The sequence below is a fragment of the Enterococcus sp. DIV0774 genome (genome assembly GCF_050539095.1).
In the GTDB taxonomy this organism is placed as follows: Bacteria; Bacillota; Bacilli; order Lactobacillales; family Enterococcaceae; genus Enterococcus; species Enterococcus faecalis.
Map to the genome: position 1 here is coordinate 1,815,229 of NZ_CP172923.1, position 16,153 is coordinate 1,831,381.

14 protein-coding genes are annotated in these 16,153 nt (G+C 37.5%); 1 reads left to right on the forward strand and 13 read right to left on the reverse strand.

The genetic code is table 11. The annotated features are described in order from the left end of the window. Positions 1 to 33 precede the first annotated feature (33 nt). The 3 genes from IGL86_RS08760 to IGL86_RS08770 are packed head-to-tail and all read right to left on the reverse strand — an operon-like array spanning position 34 to position 3,358. The gene (locus IGL86_RS08760; protein WP_002362143.1) at positions 34 to 1,176 is read right to left on the reverse strand and encodes a glycoside hydrolase family 88 protein; all 1,143 of its coding nucleotides are present in this window, start codon (positions 1,174 to 1,176) and stop codon (positions 34 to 36) included. Positions 1,177 to 1,191: 15 nt separating this feature from the next. Further along, positions 1,192 to 2,991 carry a DUF2264 domain-containing protein gene (locus IGL86_RS08765; RefSeq protein ID WP_002359866.1) on the reverse strand — a complete coding sequence of 600 codons (1,800 nt, stop codon included), beginning with the start codon at positions 2,989 to 2,991 and terminating at the stop codon, positions 1,192 to 1,194. Further along, positions 2,972 to 3,358 (reverse strand): hypothetical protein, encoded by a 387-nt coding sequence (locus IGL86_RS08770; RefSeq protein WP_002356835.1) that lies wholly within the window; start codon positions 3,356 to 3,358, stop codon positions 2,972 to 2,974. Before IGL86_RS08770 ends, IGL86_RS08765 begins: the two co-directional genes overlap by 20 nt. A 175-nt stretch (positions 3,359 to 3,533) precedes the next feature. Between IGL86_RS08770 and IGL86_RS08775 the strand changes: the two genes are divergently transcribed. Then, entirely contained in the window at positions 3,534 to 4,595 is a 1,062-nt protein-coding gene (locus tag IGL86_RS08775) for a LacI family DNA-binding transcriptional regulator (protein ID WP_033625871.1), read from the forward strand. A 40-nt stretch (positions 4,596 to 4,635) separates the two neighbouring features. On the opposite strand, the gene IGL86_RS08780 is transcribed toward IGL86_RS08775, so the two are convergent. The 10 genes from IGL86_RS08780 to iolC form a co-directional block, all read right to left on the reverse strand. Further along, positions 4,636 to 5,469, reverse strand: coding sequence for a hypothetical protein (locus IGL86_RS08780; protein ID WP_002369000.1), 834 nt, complete (start codon positions 5,467 to 5,469; stop codon positions 4,636 to 4,638). A gap of 202 nt (positions 5,470 to 5,671) precedes the next feature. Beyond that, on the reverse strand, positions 5,672 to 5,995 hold the full coding sequence (locus tag IGL86_RS08785; protein ID WP_002374407.1) for a PTS sugar transporter subunit IIB: 324 nt from the start codon (positions 5,993 to 5,995) through the stop codon (positions 5,672 to 5,674). Positions 5,996 to 6,004: 9 nt separating this feature from the next. After that, the gene (locus IGL86_RS08790) at positions 6,005 to 7,600 is read right to left on the reverse strand and encodes a solute:sodium symporter family transporter (protein ID WP_080280140.1); all 1,596 of its coding nucleotides are present in this window, start codon (positions 7,598 to 7,600) and stop codon (positions 6,005 to 6,007) included. 23 nt (positions 7,601 to 7,623) lie between these two features. Beyond that, entirely contained in the window at positions 7,624 to 8,514 is an 891-nt protein-coding gene (iolE, locus tag IGL86_RS08795; RefSeq protein ID WP_033625873.1) for a myo-inosose-2 dehydratase, read from the reverse strand. A gap of 21 nt (positions 8,515 to 8,535) precedes the next feature. After that, positions 8,536 to 9,555 carry an inositol 2-dehydrogenase gene (iolG, locus tag IGL86_RS08800; RefSeq protein WP_002374396.1) on the reverse strand — a complete coding sequence of 340 codons (1,020 nt, stop codon included), beginning with the start codon at positions 9,553 to 9,555 and terminating at the stop codon, positions 8,536 to 8,538. Positions 9,556 to 9,578: 23 nt separating this feature from the next. Then, entirely contained in the window at positions 9,579 to 10,586 is a 1,008-nt protein-coding gene (locus IGL86_RS08805) for a Gfo/Idh/MocA family protein (RefSeq protein ID WP_002364407.1), read from the reverse strand. A gap of 173 nt (positions 10,587 to 10,759) precedes the next feature. Next, entirely contained in the window at positions 10,760 to 12,217 is a 1,458-nt protein-coding gene (locus IGL86_RS08810) for a CoA-acylating methylmalonate-semialdehyde dehydrogenase (RefSeq protein ID WP_010823828.1), read from the reverse strand. A gap of 39 nt (positions 12,218 to 12,256) precedes the next feature. Beyond that, positions 12,257 to 13,096, reverse strand: coding sequence for a 5-deoxy-glucuronate isomerase (gene iolB / locus IGL86_RS08815; RefSeq protein ID WP_002372122.1), 840 nt, complete (start codon positions 13,094 to 13,096; stop codon positions 12,257 to 12,259). Between the two features lie 38 nt (positions 13,097 to 13,134). Further along, positions 13,135 to 15,051, reverse strand: a complete 1,917-nt coding sequence (iolD, locus tag IGL86_RS08820) for a 3D-(3,5/4)-trihydroxycyclohexane-1,2-dione acylhydrolase (decyclizing) (RefSeq protein ID WP_033625874.1) — start codon at positions 15,049 to 15,051, stop codon at positions 13,135 to 13,137. 10 nt (positions 15,052 to 15,061) lie between these two features. Further along, on the reverse strand, positions 15,062 to 16,096 hold the full coding sequence (gene iolC, locus IGL86_RS08825) for a 5-dehydro-2-deoxygluconokinase (protein WP_010823830.1): 1,035 nt from the start codon (positions 16,094 to 16,096) through the stop codon (positions 15,062 to 15,064). Positions 16,097 to 16,153: the final 57 nt, after the last annotated feature.

Below are 16,153 nucleotides of genomic sequence, written 5' to 3' on the forward strand. Positions count from 1 at the left end.
ATTTATTATTTTTTAGGAGTTTTCCTCCATGAATTACCAAAAAGAATACCAGCTTTTCGCTAAACGAGTTAACGCTTCCAAATAAAAGTAGTCGCCCCAAATCATGCATTCATCGACTCCTGTATTTGTTTTTTTATCATAGACACCATGAAGCAATAGGCCGTTCGACTCTGGTCGTAAAACCGTTGTATACTTTTCCGCTAATGCTTGTAATAGTTCTAGCGCAACCTTTTCATAATAGCCATGTTTTTCATCATTTAATGGAAGCTGACGAGATAATTCTAGTAAGCCACATGCAGCAATTGCAGCAGATGAGCTATCACGTTCTTCTTCACTCCCTTCATTGAAAATTAAATCCCAGTAACAGATTTTGTCCTCTGGTAATTCTTGAATAAAGTAATCAGCAACATTTTTGGCTGTTTCCAGAAAACTACTATCTCCTGTATATAAATAACTTAACGTAAAGCCGTAAATTCCCCAGGCTTGGCCGCGAGCCCAACAAGAATCGTCTGAGTATCCTTGCTGCGTCTTACCGTATAAAGCTTCGCCTGTTTCCGTATCAAAATAATACGTATGGAACGTGGTGTGATTTTCTCGCACAATATATTTTTGTGTTTGTTTCGCATGATTGTAGGCAGCTTCATAATACTCTTGCTTGCCAGTCATTTTTGCTGCAAAGTATAATAATGGTAAGTTCATTAAACAATCAATAATCATTCTACCTCGTTGCTCTGGATCGTCTAAATTCCCCCAAGCTTGAATAATCTTGGCTTTTGGTGAATAACGTTTCATTAATAAGTCCGCAGCTTGCAAGGCCATTTCTTTTGAGGCCTCATGACCATTGACTTGATAATCAGCAATGGCTGTTAAAATATACAAAAAGCCTATATCATGTGTTTCCAGCTCAATTTGTTCATCCAAGCGATGTTGAAAAGAAGCCATCTGTGTGGCAATCACCTCATCGAACTCTGTTGAATTTGTTAATTCCTTTGCTAAAAATAACATTCCTGGCCAAAAGCTGGCCGTCCAGTCAATATTTTCTTCAGGATAATAAATTTGATTTAAACTTGCCGCGGGTGGAACTAATTCTTTAAATGTCTCTAAATTTCCTCTAACTTTGTTTAAAGCAAAACTGATTTGCTTCGGCAACCACTCAATCTGTCCATTTTCTGTCATTGTGTATTTCTCCCCCTAATTCCCCAAAATTACAACTTTCTCTTCAACTAAAAGCTGATTTTCTTTTAACCTAACTTTAACTGGCTCAATTTGTTCATTCGGTAGTACGCCTGTCACCAATGAAATTAAAAGATGTTTCCCTTTCGACAAGTTTGCTTTCAAATATGGCAACTCCGTTAACGGATAAAGTAAATTTGTATTCGGTTCTGTTCGAATAATCGCAGCTTCAGAAAAGCCGTTGATATTTTCTACTTTTGACACACCTTTTGCATTTTTTACCTCAGCCATTTGATCAGAAACGCAAGTGACCTTTTCATCGAAGAGCGGGATTGAGAAGCCACCTTCATAAGCCACTAATGCACGTTGTGTCTCAATTTCGTGGATCCGTAAATGTTGGCCTTCTAATGGTACAATTGTCGTTTTGATTGCTACATCGGACCAAGGATGCCATTGATGAATGATACGATCATCAAGAATTTCGTACTGATCATCTAATCCTTTCGTGCGGAAATAATGGTCGTCTTCAGCTAAAGCCAAGCAATTATCATAAGCACCTTCGTAATACCAATAATCACTCTTTATAGTACTGAAACCAAAATGGGAAGAATAAACAAATTTACTATATTTATCATGCGCATGAGCTTGATAATTAATAAATTGTCCCGCTGGAAACATTAAACCATGTGTCCCTGCATCATTTACTTGATAGTAGTTCCGACTTTCTGGTGAAGGTAAGTGTTTTTCTGGAAAGCTAATAGGCTGTGTTTCTGCTTGCCAATAAGGATGATCTTTTGGAACCGCTAACAAAATGAATGTTTTAAAGGCCCAATAAGGTGAACCAGGACCATTATAGCCTTCGGCAAAGACCATATTTTGATAATCATAACCTACCGACAATAATCCATCTGTTGTAAAAATATCTTTGTTCATCCATTGATGAAGATGTCGGCTGATTAGACCTTTGATCTCACCCCACGGCAATGCTTCAACATCTGCAAAAACTAAGGCACTAAAAAATGACACTTGAGCAAAACGATACGTTAAGCTACGTCCAAAGGGAATCGCTTCTCCTGGCTGAGTAAACCAATATTTAAACTCTTGCGCGAACAAAGTTGCTCGTTCCTTCATAATAGCCACTCTTGCGGTATCTTCCGGGGCAAAACGACAATACAATAAACTATAATAATGAATAGCGAAAGAAACATAATAATCAACTTGTGTCTCGACTCCGTCATAATACCAACCATTACCGACATAAAAACGATCAATTACAGCCAAATCAACAGCGATCTGTTCTTTTGAATACGGCATTTCACAATGTTTCATCGCTAAATTCAGCAACACTCTAAAGAAATGCCAATTATTTGGCGGAATAATGTTTTCATTGGCTTGTATCAGCCAACTGTGTAAATTATTTTGCTGTTCTTTTGTTAGCTGGTCCCACGTTTTTTCTTTGTTTAACAAAAGAAATGTACTTAATGCTGCCATCTCAACAATCAATTGATCATAATCTTTTGTTTTTCCCCAATAAGATGAACTCTCAGGATCGGTGCCTTCGATAATTCCCGTTAGAAAGTCATTCAAATACTCACTTTCATTTTGCGTTACATAAGGACCTAGTCCCCATAATGGTCGTAAAAATGCCTCCGCATCACGTGTTCCTTTAGAATAAACTGTCCCGTGTGTCCCTAAATCCAGATGACCTTGATATTCTCGATCAAAAAACAATTCCAGTGGCGCTAATAAATCTTCAAATCCTTCTGCAACTTCTTCGTATGTTTCAAAAGGATTCTGTCTAATTCGTGGCTGAATCATGATTCTCCTCACTTTCAATTAATGTCCCTTTCAAAAAGCCGTAATATTCTCCGTAAACTGTCACTTCGTCACCAATTTTCAATTTTTTCTTTTGCTCATTAAAAACTTGATATTTACTAGAACCACTTTTCAAAATAAAACGATCACCTTTTTTTATTAAACTGGAACGACTGTCGCTCTCAACAATCTCCCCTTTCAAAGAAATATATTCATTTAAACGAACGTCACCATTTTGTAATTCTGTTTCTGAATAAGACTGTGCCGTTTCCTTTAGATTTTGAAGAGATTCTTCATCAAATTCTTTTTCACCGGATTTACAACCTGTTAAAGCAAGTAAAATTAGTAAAAAAAGTGAAAATCTTTTCACTAAACCACCTTCTCCATCGAATTAAAGCGCTTTCTTTGACTTTATAGTATATTTTTTTAGTCAAAAAATCAATAGTTTTTGCTAAAAAAAAGTAAAAAAAGCTTTTTCTTGCTTTTTTTTACTAAAAAGAAATATACTATATGCTATAATAGTACTTGAGAAGGAGGCATTTAGAATGGCAACTATCACAGATATCGCAAAAGTCGCGAATGTTTCAATTTCAACTGTATCGCGAGTTCTGAACTATGATCCAAACTTATCCGTTACAGAGGAAACCAAGCGAAAAATTTTTGAAGCAGCAGAAACCCTGAATTATACGAAATATAAAACTAAAAATAAAAACAAACAGCAGGAGCAACTGACACCTAACCTTTCCGTACAAACAGCTCCGCAAGAGCCTTCGATTGCCGTCGTTCAGTGGCGTTCAGATGACGAAGAACTAACGGATATTTACTATATGTCGATTCGTTTAGGCGCTGAAAAACGGGCCGAAGAGTTAGGTTACAATATTCTAAAAGTTTCTCAATTGGAACAACATAACCTTCAAGGGATTGATGGCATTTTGGCAATTGGCAAATTCACTCAAAAGACGTTACAAGAGTTGCAGCAACTGCATCCAAACCTTTGTGTAATTGGCAGTAATTTCCCACTGGAAGAATTTGATTCTGTAAATACTGATTTTTATCAAGCAACCGAGATTGCCTTAACCCATCTTTTGGAATTGGGCCACGAAAAAATTGCCTTTATTGGTGCCGAAGAAAGCGAAAATATGTATGGTTTCCGTCGCTATAAAACACCGACAACCAACGCTTATCTTGACATTATGCAGCATTATCGCTTGTTTAACGAAGATTATTTTATCTTAAAAGAAAATGGCATGTTGGATGTCAAAACGGGGGAACAATTGACAGAAGAAGCGTTAGAGAAATGGGGAAATGATTTACCTACTGCGATTCTTGCTTATAATGACGCCTTTGCAATCGGTGTGATACATACGTTAGCCGCACACGGTATAAAGGTTCCTGAAGAAATTAGTGTCATGGGGATCAATGATATCTCTATTTCTCAATATGTCTCACCACCGCTATCCTCTGTCCATGCCTTTACTGAAGAAATGGGCGAGACAGGCATTAATTTATTGCACAAACGAATTCAAATGCCTAGCATTCCTCGTAGAGTCCTGTTAAACACAGAATTGGTTGTCCGCCAATCGACAACTAGCCCACGCCAGAAATAAAAAATAAGGACCGCTCCTATAAAGGAACCGTCCTTATTTTTTATTTGTTTTGACCAAATAATTCAATTTGTGTTAATGCTGGAAATGGTGATGGTTCATCTGCTTGAATTAACTCTGTTAGTATCACCCACTCCGCTGCCCGTTTCGCAAAGGTAAAGCTCTGGCGTTGCTCAGTCTTAACAGTTTTAAAAACTTCATGTGTACCGTCGGAAAATTTTAAAGTCACTTGTTGCCAATAATTATCATGGGGAAAGTCCGCTCGTAATGTTAAGATCACTTTATCCAACAAGACTTCACGCCCAAATTCAATTTTTAATGCGGCATCTAATTGCTGATTAATCCCCCATGATTGATAAGGATACGGCCCATGATAAAGATTAGCAAAGGTACCGTCAATCGCATTGCAAGCAAAAAAAGTGGCATCATTTCGCGTTTCCACGTTGGCAGATGCATGAGGATACGCACCAGTAAAATGTTGTAAATCATGTGGATTTAACGCCCAATTACGATAACTCTTAATTTCTTCTTTAGTGGCAATACGCACACTTATATAAGGTTTCTTGGTTTCAAAACGATACGCTGCTCGCGCTTCGATAGCGTTTTCATTTTTTATGATTGGAAACGTCCATTTTTGTTCTGGAACATAAATCAAACTGCTATCAAGCGTAGCATCTAACTTCACCATTAAATAAGTATTGGGCGTATCTAAACAAACTTGAATCACATCGCCGTCTTGTAATTGACAATCCCGAGCAGCTAAACAAACAAAATCTTTTCCTGTAATAGTTAACTCTTTCAAAGAATCTGAATCATCTATCTTAGCTTTTCTAACTTCTTGTTCTTGATTTAAAATCGATAATGAAATACACGTCATATGCTTCCCTCCTAGTTTTACCTTTATTATATATTATTTTAGTAAATTAATCTATTTTTTACTAAAATAATGACTTTAGCTTTATTTCTATAAAAGCATTTGATATTCACTATAAAACGTAAGATTTTGATTCTGCTCTTTTTGAACACAATAAAAAAGCAAGACATCAACCAAAGTTGACTGATGTCCCACTCTCTAAATCTTACTTTTCGATACTTGCGAGTATCTTCTCTGTGTTCATATAACGAAAATCTTCTTGATCGATAAAAACAACCTGCCCCTGACAGCCTTCTAAATATTTTTCCACTTTTTCTTTGACACGAGCGACTTGTGGGGTCAACATTAACACATCATACTCTTTATAACCAAGTTTTTCCTCAATCCGACAAACAGGTGCATAATCTAAATCATAAGATAACTCTTTTTCCCTAATTGCTTCAAGTAATTTTGAAACTAACAGCGATGCACTAATTCCTGTCTCACAAATAATCAATATGTTTTTGCTCATAAACCTCTCCTCATTCATGAAATATTTTTATCTAGCAAATCCGATTGGTGAAAATGCTGCATAGGTTAGGATAACCACGACAACTAATATACTTGCGACAAGTTTTGTATATTTCCAAGGTTCAATATTTACTTTCGTATCAAAAGAATTTAAAACAAATTCGCCATCTGGTTTTATTTTAGAAACTACTATTAAAATAAGAATGTCTAAGAAGAAGAGCAGGCTTAAGACATATAAAAAATGGATATCTTTCAAAAATACTTTTGATAGCGCATACAAAACAATATGGATAGCAATTGTCATTTTTGCTCCAAAAGCAGTTGCTTTTTTGGAATAAAATGCAAAAAGTATAATCACTAACAATGGCATATTGTATAATCCATTAAACTCTTGAACAAATTGATACAATCCAGCTGGTGCAAAAGAAATAAACGGTGCAACGATAATCGAAATAATCCCTACAATAACTGTAACTGTTTTTCCCGCACGAGCAATTTGTTTGTCATCTGCTTTCTTATTGATAATTGGTTTGTAAAAATCTAGCGAAAATAGAGTGGAGGTTGCATTTAAAGCCCCCGCAAAGGAAGATAAAATTGCTCCAAAAATAACTGCAGCAAAAATGCCGAAAAGCATTTTTGGTAAAACTTCAGTTACTAAATATGGATATGCGTTATCAGGATTGGACATCAACGCATTCCCAAAAAGATTTCTTGCAACAATTCCTGGAAATACTAAGAATAAAGCACCAAACACTTTGAAAATCCCCACTAAAAAAGCCCCTTTTTGTGCTTCTGCTAAATTTTTTCCTGAAAGTGCTTTTTGAACAATCATCTGATTGGTACACCAGAAATACAAATTATTAAACAACATCCCTGTAAATAATGTTGGCCATGGTACAACAGCAGAATCAATTGCACCTACAGAGTTCAGTAACCATGGTGTGTTTTCAACAACCTGTTCAATCCCACCAATAAAACTGCCATCACCCAGTTTCATTAAACCTAGTATTGGAACCAACAAACCACAAACCAATAAACCAACGCCATAAATCGAATCGCTATTGGCACTTAAAGATAGGCCACCAATCAGCAGATAAAGAATCCCAACAATACCAATCACCATCGCCACAAGAATGATTGCGACAATAGGTTCGACACCCAGCAGCTCATCAATATGAAAAATCTTATTGAATACTAGTGACCCAGAATAAAGAACTACTGGTAAAAAAGAAATCATATAGGTAACAATAAACAAGATTGAAATAATTCGTTTTGTAACTGTATCATAACGAATTTCAATGAAATCTGAAACCGTATTAATACCGTATTTAAAATATTTTGGTAAAAAAATGACTGCCAATGCGACAATTGCAATTGCAGCAGTTACTTCCCAAGCCATAACTTCCATTCCTGCATGATAGCTTTGACCGTTTTGTCCAACAATTTGCTCTGTGGATAGGTTGGTCATAATAATTGTCCCAGCAATCGGTAAGGCTGTTAAGCTTCGGCCACCCATGAAGAAACCTTCTGATCCAGAAGTATCTACACTTCTGGATCGAGAATAGGCAAAAATCCATACGCAGATGACAATTACTAGGAAACTGATTATTGAAAATAGATTCATTGTCTAGCTCCTTCTCGATTAGATTAAAGATCGGTGACCTTTCGGATATAGTTTCGTGCTTTGACGGCATATTCAAACGGATTGGCTTTGGCCGGATCTTGTTCCGCTTCAACCACAATCCAACCTTCATAGCCACTCTCTTCGATTGCTGACCAAATTGGTTTGAAATCAATCATACCATCCCCAGGGACTGTAAAGACGCCTTTTTTCACGGCCTTTAAGAAGCTATCTTCTTCTGTTCTAACTTTCTCTGCCATTTGTTGGCGAATATCTTTGAAGTGAATGTGTTTAATCCGGTCTTGATAGCGCTGATAGATTGCGATTGGATCTTCTCCTGAGAAGACAAGATGGCCAGTGTCAAACAATAATTTAACTTTTGTCGGATCCGTCATTTTCATTAATCGATCGATTTCTTCAGTCGTTTGGACTCCTGTCCCCATATGGTGATGGTAAACAATCTCCATACCTTTTTCATGTGCCAAGTCTCCTAGTTTTTCTAATCCTTCAGCTAGTTTTTGCCACTCTTCATCAGAAAAAATTGGTTTTTCATTAAAAACAGGAGCCGTCATAATTCCTTGTATGCTGTGTCCTTGTTCAGCCACAACAATAACCTTAGCATCCATTGCATGTAAGAAATCTCGATGTTTTTTGAAGTCTTCCGCGGTTTCTTCGAAAGGTTTTGTTGTTAAAAATGTACTAAACCAGGCACTCGCTACTTTTAGTCCACGAATATCTAAATATTGTTTTAAAACCTGTGGATCTTTTGGATACTTGTTGCCAATCTCCGTACCTTTGAATCCAGCTAGCGCCATCTCACTAACGCATTGTTCAAACGTATTTTCGCTTCCTAGCTCTGGCATATCATCATTTGTCCATGCAATCGGCGCAATAGCTAGTTGAATTTGTTTCGCCATTATGTCACTCTCCTACTTCATTTATAGTTGTACCAAACGATTCGTATCAAATGATTCTTGACAAGCTAATGCAATTTTTGTTGATTGTAGACCATCTTCTGCATTAACTGCTGGTTGACGTTTTTCTTGAATACAGGAAATAAATTCTTGTGCTTCTCGAATGAACGCTTCTCTAAATCTTTCTGGAAAGTTTTGAGAGCAAGGTCGCACAACCCCTTGATTATTCATAACAGTCACTAAATTTTTTTCAGGTACTTGCGCTACTCGTAACATCCCTTTGGTGCCCATAATTTCTGTTTCGACATGGTAACCATGTGCAGCATTTCTTCCAGCAACTAGTAAAGCCATTGTTTTATCTTTAAGACTCATCATAGCTGCTCCGGTTTCCAATTCACCGACTTGATCTAATTCTGGATATGCAGCATTTTTACCAATTGCCCAAACTTGTTCTACCTCTTGACCAGTAAACCAACGAACCAAATCAATATCGTGAATCGCCATATCTAGAAATAAACCGCCACTATCATTGTTCATTGCAAACTTAACGAAGCTTTCCAGCCCATCACTCGGATCAATTCCATAACAACGGATTAACGTGACTTCCCCGATTTCCCCATCTTCTACCATTTTTTTGGCATACTGATAAGATTCATCGTAACGGCGCATGAAACCTAACATAAATACTTGCTCGGGATATTTTCCAATAACCTCTTGTGTCTTTTTTATGTCCTCAATTTCAATTCCCAATGGTTTTTCAGTAAATACGTGTTTCCCATTTTCCATAGCTAAACGGACTTGTTCACAGTGGAATCCTGAAGGTGAAACAATAAAAACGGCATCAATTACAGCGCTTTGAACCATTTTTTCATAACTAGAAAACGTATACTTAACACCTAACTCCTTCTGTGCAAATGCTAATTCTGATTCAACTAAACTACAGGCGGCCGTAAGCTCACAGCCACTAACAGCAGAAGATAAATTTTTTGCGTGTACCTTGCCTAATCTACCTAGTCCTACGATTCCTACTCTAATATTTTCCACAAAACCCCTCCTTTTTTTAAGAATTATTTGGTATATAACGCTGGTTGTTCATCTATTTCAATCATTACTTTTTCCCCTGACTCACGAGATTCATGACAAGCCATCATTGTGATTGCTGCCACGTAGCCATCCCAAGCAGTTGGACCAACAAGTTTATCGTTTTTAATTGAATCAACCCATAACTTAAATTCGTAATCATACGCATCTAAAAAACGCGTTTGCCAGTCGGGCGAAATTGGTGTGTAATTTTTCTCCGCAGCTTTAATTTTGGTATAGGCTGGATCCGTCATTCCGACTTCTGCCGTTTCAAAAACCACGTCACACTTAATGTCGTAGCCAAAACGACAATTAACAAAAATTTCTAAATCAATTGTTACACCTGATTTCGTCTGGAAAATCAGTAATTGAGGATCATGTAAATCTGCATGTGTATGACTGGTTTTCTTTGGTAAAATCATTTGCACTGAGGCATAATCTTCGGCTAATAGCCAACGAAGAACATCAATTTCATGGATTGCAGTATTACTGATTGCCATTGGCGTCTTATAATTTTCATCAGCGCTTGGATTTCTATGCGCACAATGGAGCATCAGAGCTTCACCATACTGTTTTGATTCAATTGCTTCTTTCAACTCAATGTAGCCACGATCGTATCGACGCATGAAGCCCACCTGTACCAATTTTTTACCATAAGCGACTTCTGCATCTACAATTCGGCGACATCCTGCGGCATCCATTGCTAATGGTTTTTCGCAGAATACGTATTTTCCATGCTTGATTGCTTCCAAGACATATTTTTCGTGTGTTGGGTCCCAGGAAGTAACAACAACAACTTCCACTTCTTCAGAAGCAATTAATTCTTCGCCTGTTTTGAAAAATTGAGCCCCAATCTCCTCAGCAATTTTACTTGCCGCTTCAACATTAATATCTGATACTGCTGTTACAAAAGCGCCTTGTGTCTTGTGATTAATTCTGTTAATATGTTCGATTCCAATCGCCCCTGTACCAATTACGCCTACTTTTACTTTCAATTATTTGTCCTCCGATTTCTTTATTTTATGCGCATTATGTATACGCTTACAATTCAATTCAGTCAATCATTATTTTCAGAAAGTCCTGTCTTACATTTGTACTAACAAAAGATACTTTCACCGCTTTAATCATAGAATCCTCGAAGCTCCTTTGACAGAGCTTCGAAGTAAAACTAGTTTATTTCGCTAGGAGCGTATCGAGCGGTCACAACTTTTCGATGTGTATAAAATTCTACACTGTCTTTTCCATTGGCGTGTAAGTCACCATAGAAAGAGTGTTTCCAACCGGAAAAAGCAAACCAAGCCATTGGTGCTGGTACACCTAAGTTGATGCCTAACATTCCTGCATCAACATTCTCTCTAAAGTAACGGATAGCTGAAGCATTACTCGTATAGAGGCATGAACCGTTAGCAAATTCTGATTGATTGGTCAGTGTAACTGCTGCTTCTAGATTTTTCACACGAACAATTGAGGCAACGGGTGCAAAAATTTCATCTTGCCAAATCTTCATGTCCATCGTGACACGATCAAAGATCGTAGGTCCCACGAAGTAGCCTTTTTCAGGAATATTTTCACGGCCATCTAACAATAAGTCCGCTCCTTCATCAATACCTTTTTGAATGTAATCAAATGTTCGTTGCTGCGCCTCTTTTCGAATCACGGGGCCTAAAAAGACTCCTTCTTCCAGACCATTTCCAATTTTTATCGTCTGTGCTGCAGCCTTAAATTTTTCAACGAATTGATCTGCAATAGTTTCTTCTACAACGATCACCGAAGCAGCCATACAGCGTTCACCCGCTGATCCAAAAGAGCCACCGATAATGTCTTTTACTGCACGATCAAGGTTGGCATCTTTTAAAACGATAACATGATTTTTTGCGCCAGTTAATGCCTGGACTCGTTTCAGATTTTTTGTTCCTTCTTTATAGACATATTCACCAACATTTTTTGAGCCCACAAAGCTAATTCCTTTTACTAATGGATCACGCAATAAAGTATTAACAACATCGTGTGCCCCATAGACAACATTAAAGACGCCACTTGGAAATCCTGCTTCTTCTATTAATTCAACAATTTTTTCCATCAATAATGGCGTTTTTTCGGAAGGCTTCAGCACCACCGTATTCCCTGCTGCTAACGCCATTGGGAAAATCCAAAACGGTACCATCATCGGAAAATTGAAAGGAGTAATTCCCCCAACAACACCGATGGGATAACGGTAATTGGTAATTTCAATATCTGTAGCCGCTGTGGATAGAGAATCACCCATTATTAAATTCGTAATGCCCGATGCATGCTCGACATTTTCAATCCCTCGCTGAACCTCACCTAATGATTCTGACAAAGATTTTCCATTTTCAAGCGTAATTAATCGTGCTAGCTCTTCTTTATTCGTCATCAATAAATGATGCAATTTGAAAAGATAGCGGCCACGAACTGGAACACTTACTTTTTTCCATGTTTGAAAAGCCTCATCCGCTACTCTGATTGCTTCTGCAGTTTCTGCTTCACTAGATAATGGAACATTTACTAATGCTTCTTCTGTTGCCGGATTGACCACTTCTTCAAATTCAGTGGCTGCACTTGTTACCCAGCGGCCACCTATATAATTCTTTAAAAATCGAGTCATTTATTTTCCTCCTAAAAAAGTCTACTTATTTTTTTATTTCTAATTGTTAGTCAATTCGTTCCGATTTAAAATCCACTCGTGTTTTTTCTCGTTATGAAACTTCCAAATTCGTTCAGGTCCTGCCATCACATTTAAATAATAAGAGGTGTAACCATCTGGCACGCCGACAGGATGATATCCCTTAGGTACCTCCACAACATTTTGATGCTCTACAGTCATCGTTTCATCTATAGAACCATCCTCTGTATATACTCGTTGAAAAACAAAGCCTTGCTCTGGATTCAGCTCATGATAATACGTCTCTTCTAAATAAGATTCGTCAGGTAAATTTTCTTGGTCATGTTTGTGTGGTGGATAGCTAGAAAAGTTACCACCTTCAGTGTAGACTTCAACCACCAACAAACTACTGGCAGTATCAACATTGTCTGGTAAAATGTTATGCACTAGTCGTTTATTCTGATATATCCCTCGTTTTTCAACCGTATTTTCCTCAGCGGTAATCACGTGCACTGGCAACGTTTTTTTAGCTGGCGAATAACAAAGGGCCAAACGAACAGTGTCAGAAGTTGCTATTAGTTCAAACGACGTTTTTGCTGGGATATAGATACTATCTGTCGGAATTTTTTCAAAAACAGAGGTTCGTTTACCTAAATTCTCGTACCATTTATCGCTCACCTTAACATTGATTTTGCCAGTTAATACGACGATACAAACTTCCAGTTCATTACCAGCTTCTTGATACATTGCTCCATTATCTAATTCAAGAACTTGAAACTCAATATACTGTAAATCAGTGTTGTTTTTTCGAATATTTTGAACTTGTCGAACACCGGGAGCTAGTTCTTTTATCAACGGTTGATGTTTCAATGTTTTTTTCAATTCATTCGCTCCTAACTTTTTGGTTGTATGACGAATACCTAATATTTTCTAGCAGTTGCAAGTTTTTCTTTTTTAACTTGGTATGCTTCTTGAATCGCTGGTTTTTCTGATACTTCAGCAACACCGACATTCCACCAACTACCATCGTAACCAGCAGTCATCGTTTTAGGAAGAACATTTATTTCAATCAATGTCGATTGCGTTTGGTTTTTCGCGTCGACAATCGCCTGTTTTAGTTCTTCAATCGAATGGACTTGATACGCTTTGGCACCATATCCTTCAGCGATTTTAGCATAATTGATATTCATAATTTCGCCTTTTGTATTTCTAAATTCCGTCCCTTGACTTATGCCGCCATTCTCCATTTGCAGATTATTAATGCATCCGAACCCAGAATTATTGAACAGAACAATATTGATTTTTTTGTCATATTGTAATGCAGAGACCAGTTCGCTATGCAACATCAAAAAACTACCGTCACCGACTAATGCGTAAACCTCTTGATCAGGATTAGCAAGACGTACCCCCATTGCACCAGCAATTTCATAGCCCATACAAGAATAGCCATACTCTAAATGATAGGTATTTTCCTTTACAGGATTCCACAATCGTTGCATATCTCCTGGTAATGACCCTGCCGAACCAATCACAATCGCATCATCTTCGACAAAATCATTCAAATGAACGAAAACCTCTGTTTGTGTCAGAGTTGTATTCAAAGAATCAGCATAATCATTTAAAATATCCTGTGTAAAGTGGTTTTTGATTTCCGGATCAAAATCTTTCCGTTTAAAATGAGTTGTTTTTAATCGCTCCCGCTCTTTCACCCATTCGTTCTTCAGTTCAGTGATTTTTTCACCATAAGCCGTTCGATATCCTTCTATCATTGGCAGAATTCCTTCTAAGGTTGCTCGAGCATCTCCCACAATTTGAAACGCTTCCATTTTGTAAGTCTGTGGTCGACTTACGTTAATATTTATCATTTTTGATTGTTCAAAATTAAAAATACTTTTTGATGCAGTGGTAAAATCCGTATAACGCGTGCCAATTCCAATAATCAAATCCGCTTGCTGAACAGCTTTATTAGCAGCTGAGGTACCTAAAATTCCCAAGCCTCCAAGATTATTTTCAAATTTCCATGAAACAGTTGATTTACCAGCATGTGTTTCAACCAAAGGTATCTGATGAACTTGAGAAATTTTCTGAAGGCTCTCACCTGCTTCTGAATACTTGCAACCGCCCCCCACAATAATTACTGGGTGTTTACTATCCTTTATCAAGTGACTAGCTGTTTCAAGCTCACGAATTGTCGGCATCCGTCGATCGATATAATGAACTCTTTTTCTAAAAAACTCTACTGGATAATCATAGGCTTCTGACTCAACATCTTGTGGCAAACAAATGGTGGCAGGTCCTGTAGTTGCAGGATTGGTCATAACTTCAAATGCCCGTAGCAATGCTGACATCAGTTGTTCTGGCCGATTAATACGATCCCAATAGCGAGAAACTGCTTGGAAAGCATCGTTGGTAGAAAAAGTTACACTTGATTCATGTTCCAACTGCTGTAATACGGGATCTGGTTGCCGAGTAGCAAACGTATCTGCTGGCAGAAACAATACAGGTATATTATTAGCGAAGGCGGTTCCAGCAGCAGTCAATAAATTAGCTGAACCTGGACCAGCAGACGCTGAAACTGCGAATATTTTCTTACGTAAACTTTGTCTAGCAAAAGCGATAGCAGCATGAGCCATCCCTTGTTCGTTTTTTCCACTGTAACTTTTTAAATGTCCCGGATCTTGTTCCAACGCTTGACCAATCCCTAAAACATTCCCATGACCATATACATGAAAGATTCCTTCCACATAAGGTGTTTCTTTTCCATCAATGCTAATATATTGTTGATTCAAAAATTTTAATAATGCTTGTGCTGTCGTTAAACGAATCGTCTTTTCCATTTTATCCACCTTAAATCCTAGCGATCATTTCGCCGTATATTTCCTTCTCCAGTTTAATGAACTCTTTTACTTCTTGCGTCGTTGGTAAAGAATCTGAGCAATTGTTACTTTTGACCATCATCGAAGCTTCCGCTGAGCCAAACTCCAAGCAATCGATAATTTCCCAACCTTCAAATAAACCATATAAAAATCCAGCTGCATAGCCATCACCGCCACCAAATCCCTTGCGTGCCTCCACTGGAAATGGTTTAATTGAAAACTGTTGTTGATCTGCTGTATAAGCTGTTGAGCCTTTCATCCCGTGTTTAATAACGACTATTTGAGCGCCACAATTATGCCAAAAAACAGCGCTTTCATTATCTGTCATATTTGGTTGAATCAATCTTTCAGTTAAATCAAATTCTTCTCTCGAGCCCATAATAATATCTGATTCTTTCGCAACTATTGAATAATAAATAGCGATTTCATCCACATTTTTCCAATTGTATTCTCGATAGTCTATATCAAAAATAATTTTGACGTTGTTTTTTTTCGCTAACATCACAGCTTTTAACACGGCTTCTCTTGAAGGGCTTTCCGCCAAAGCAGTCCCTGAAATTAATAAGGCTTTTGAACGTTTCAAATAATCTTCATCGATATCTTCGACACTTAGTTGTAAATCCGCAGCTTGGTTCCGATACATTAAAATACTACTTTCTTTAGGTGATAGCATTTCTGTAAAAGTCAGACCCAACTTTTCGCCATGCTGCGCTTTACTTATCTGAGAAGTATCAATGCCTTGCTCATTAAAATAATCAATAACATATTCTCCAAACTGGTCATCGGATACTTTCCCAATGAAGCCAGCTTTCATCCCATGTTTGGTGATACCCACGGAAATATTTGCAGGAGAACCTCCCACAAACTTTTCAAACATATGAACATCTTTTAAAGGCTTAAATTCTTCTTTAACTTGCTCATTATAGGCAGGGTTAAAATCGATAGCCACTCTACCTAAAAGAACTAGATCAAATTCTTTTGATTGATCAAAGCTAATATAACTCATAGATCCACCTCTTCTTCGTTCTTCTATTATTTACAAACGAATTATAGCACGCTTTCA

Coding starts and splice junctions, on each gene's coding strand:
- iolD (WP_033625874.1), bottom strand. CDS start 15,051: ATGGAAAAGACGATTCGTTTAACGACAGCACAAGCATTATTAAAATTT.
- iolC (WP_010823830.1), bottom strand. CDS start 16,096: ATGAGTTATATTAGCTTTGATCAATCAAAAGAATTTGATCTAGTTCTT.
- IGL86_RS08790 (WP_080280140.1), bottom strand. CDS start 7,600: ATGAATCTATTTTCAATAATCAGTTTCCTAGTAATTGTCATCTGCGTA.
- IGL86_RS08810 (WP_010823828.1), bottom strand. CDS start 12,217: ATGACTCGATTTTTAAAGAATTATATAGGTGGCCGCTGGGTAACAAGT.
- IGL86_RS08760 (WP_002362143.1), bottom strand. CDS start 1,176: ATGACAGAAAATGGACAGATTGAGTGGTTGCCGAAGCAAATCAGTTTT.
- IGL86_RS08765 (WP_002359866.1), bottom strand. CDS start 2,991: ATGATTCAGCCACGAATTAGACAGAATCCTTTTGAAACATACGAAGAA.
- IGL86_RS08785 (WP_002374407.1), bottom strand. CDS start 5,995: ATGAATGAGGAGAGGTTTATGAGCAAAAACATATTGATTATTTGTGAG.
- iolE (WP_033625873.1), bottom strand. CDS start 8,514: ATGGCGAAACAAATTCAACTAGCTATTGCGCCGATTGCATGGACAAAT.
- IGL86_RS08780 (WP_002369000.1), bottom strand. CDS start 5,469: ATGACGTGTATTTCATTATCGATTTTAAATCAAGAACAAGAAGTTAGA.
- IGL86_RS08775 (WP_033625871.1), top strand. CDS start 3,534: ATGGCAACTATCACAGATATCGCAAAAGTCGCGAATGTTTCAATTTCA.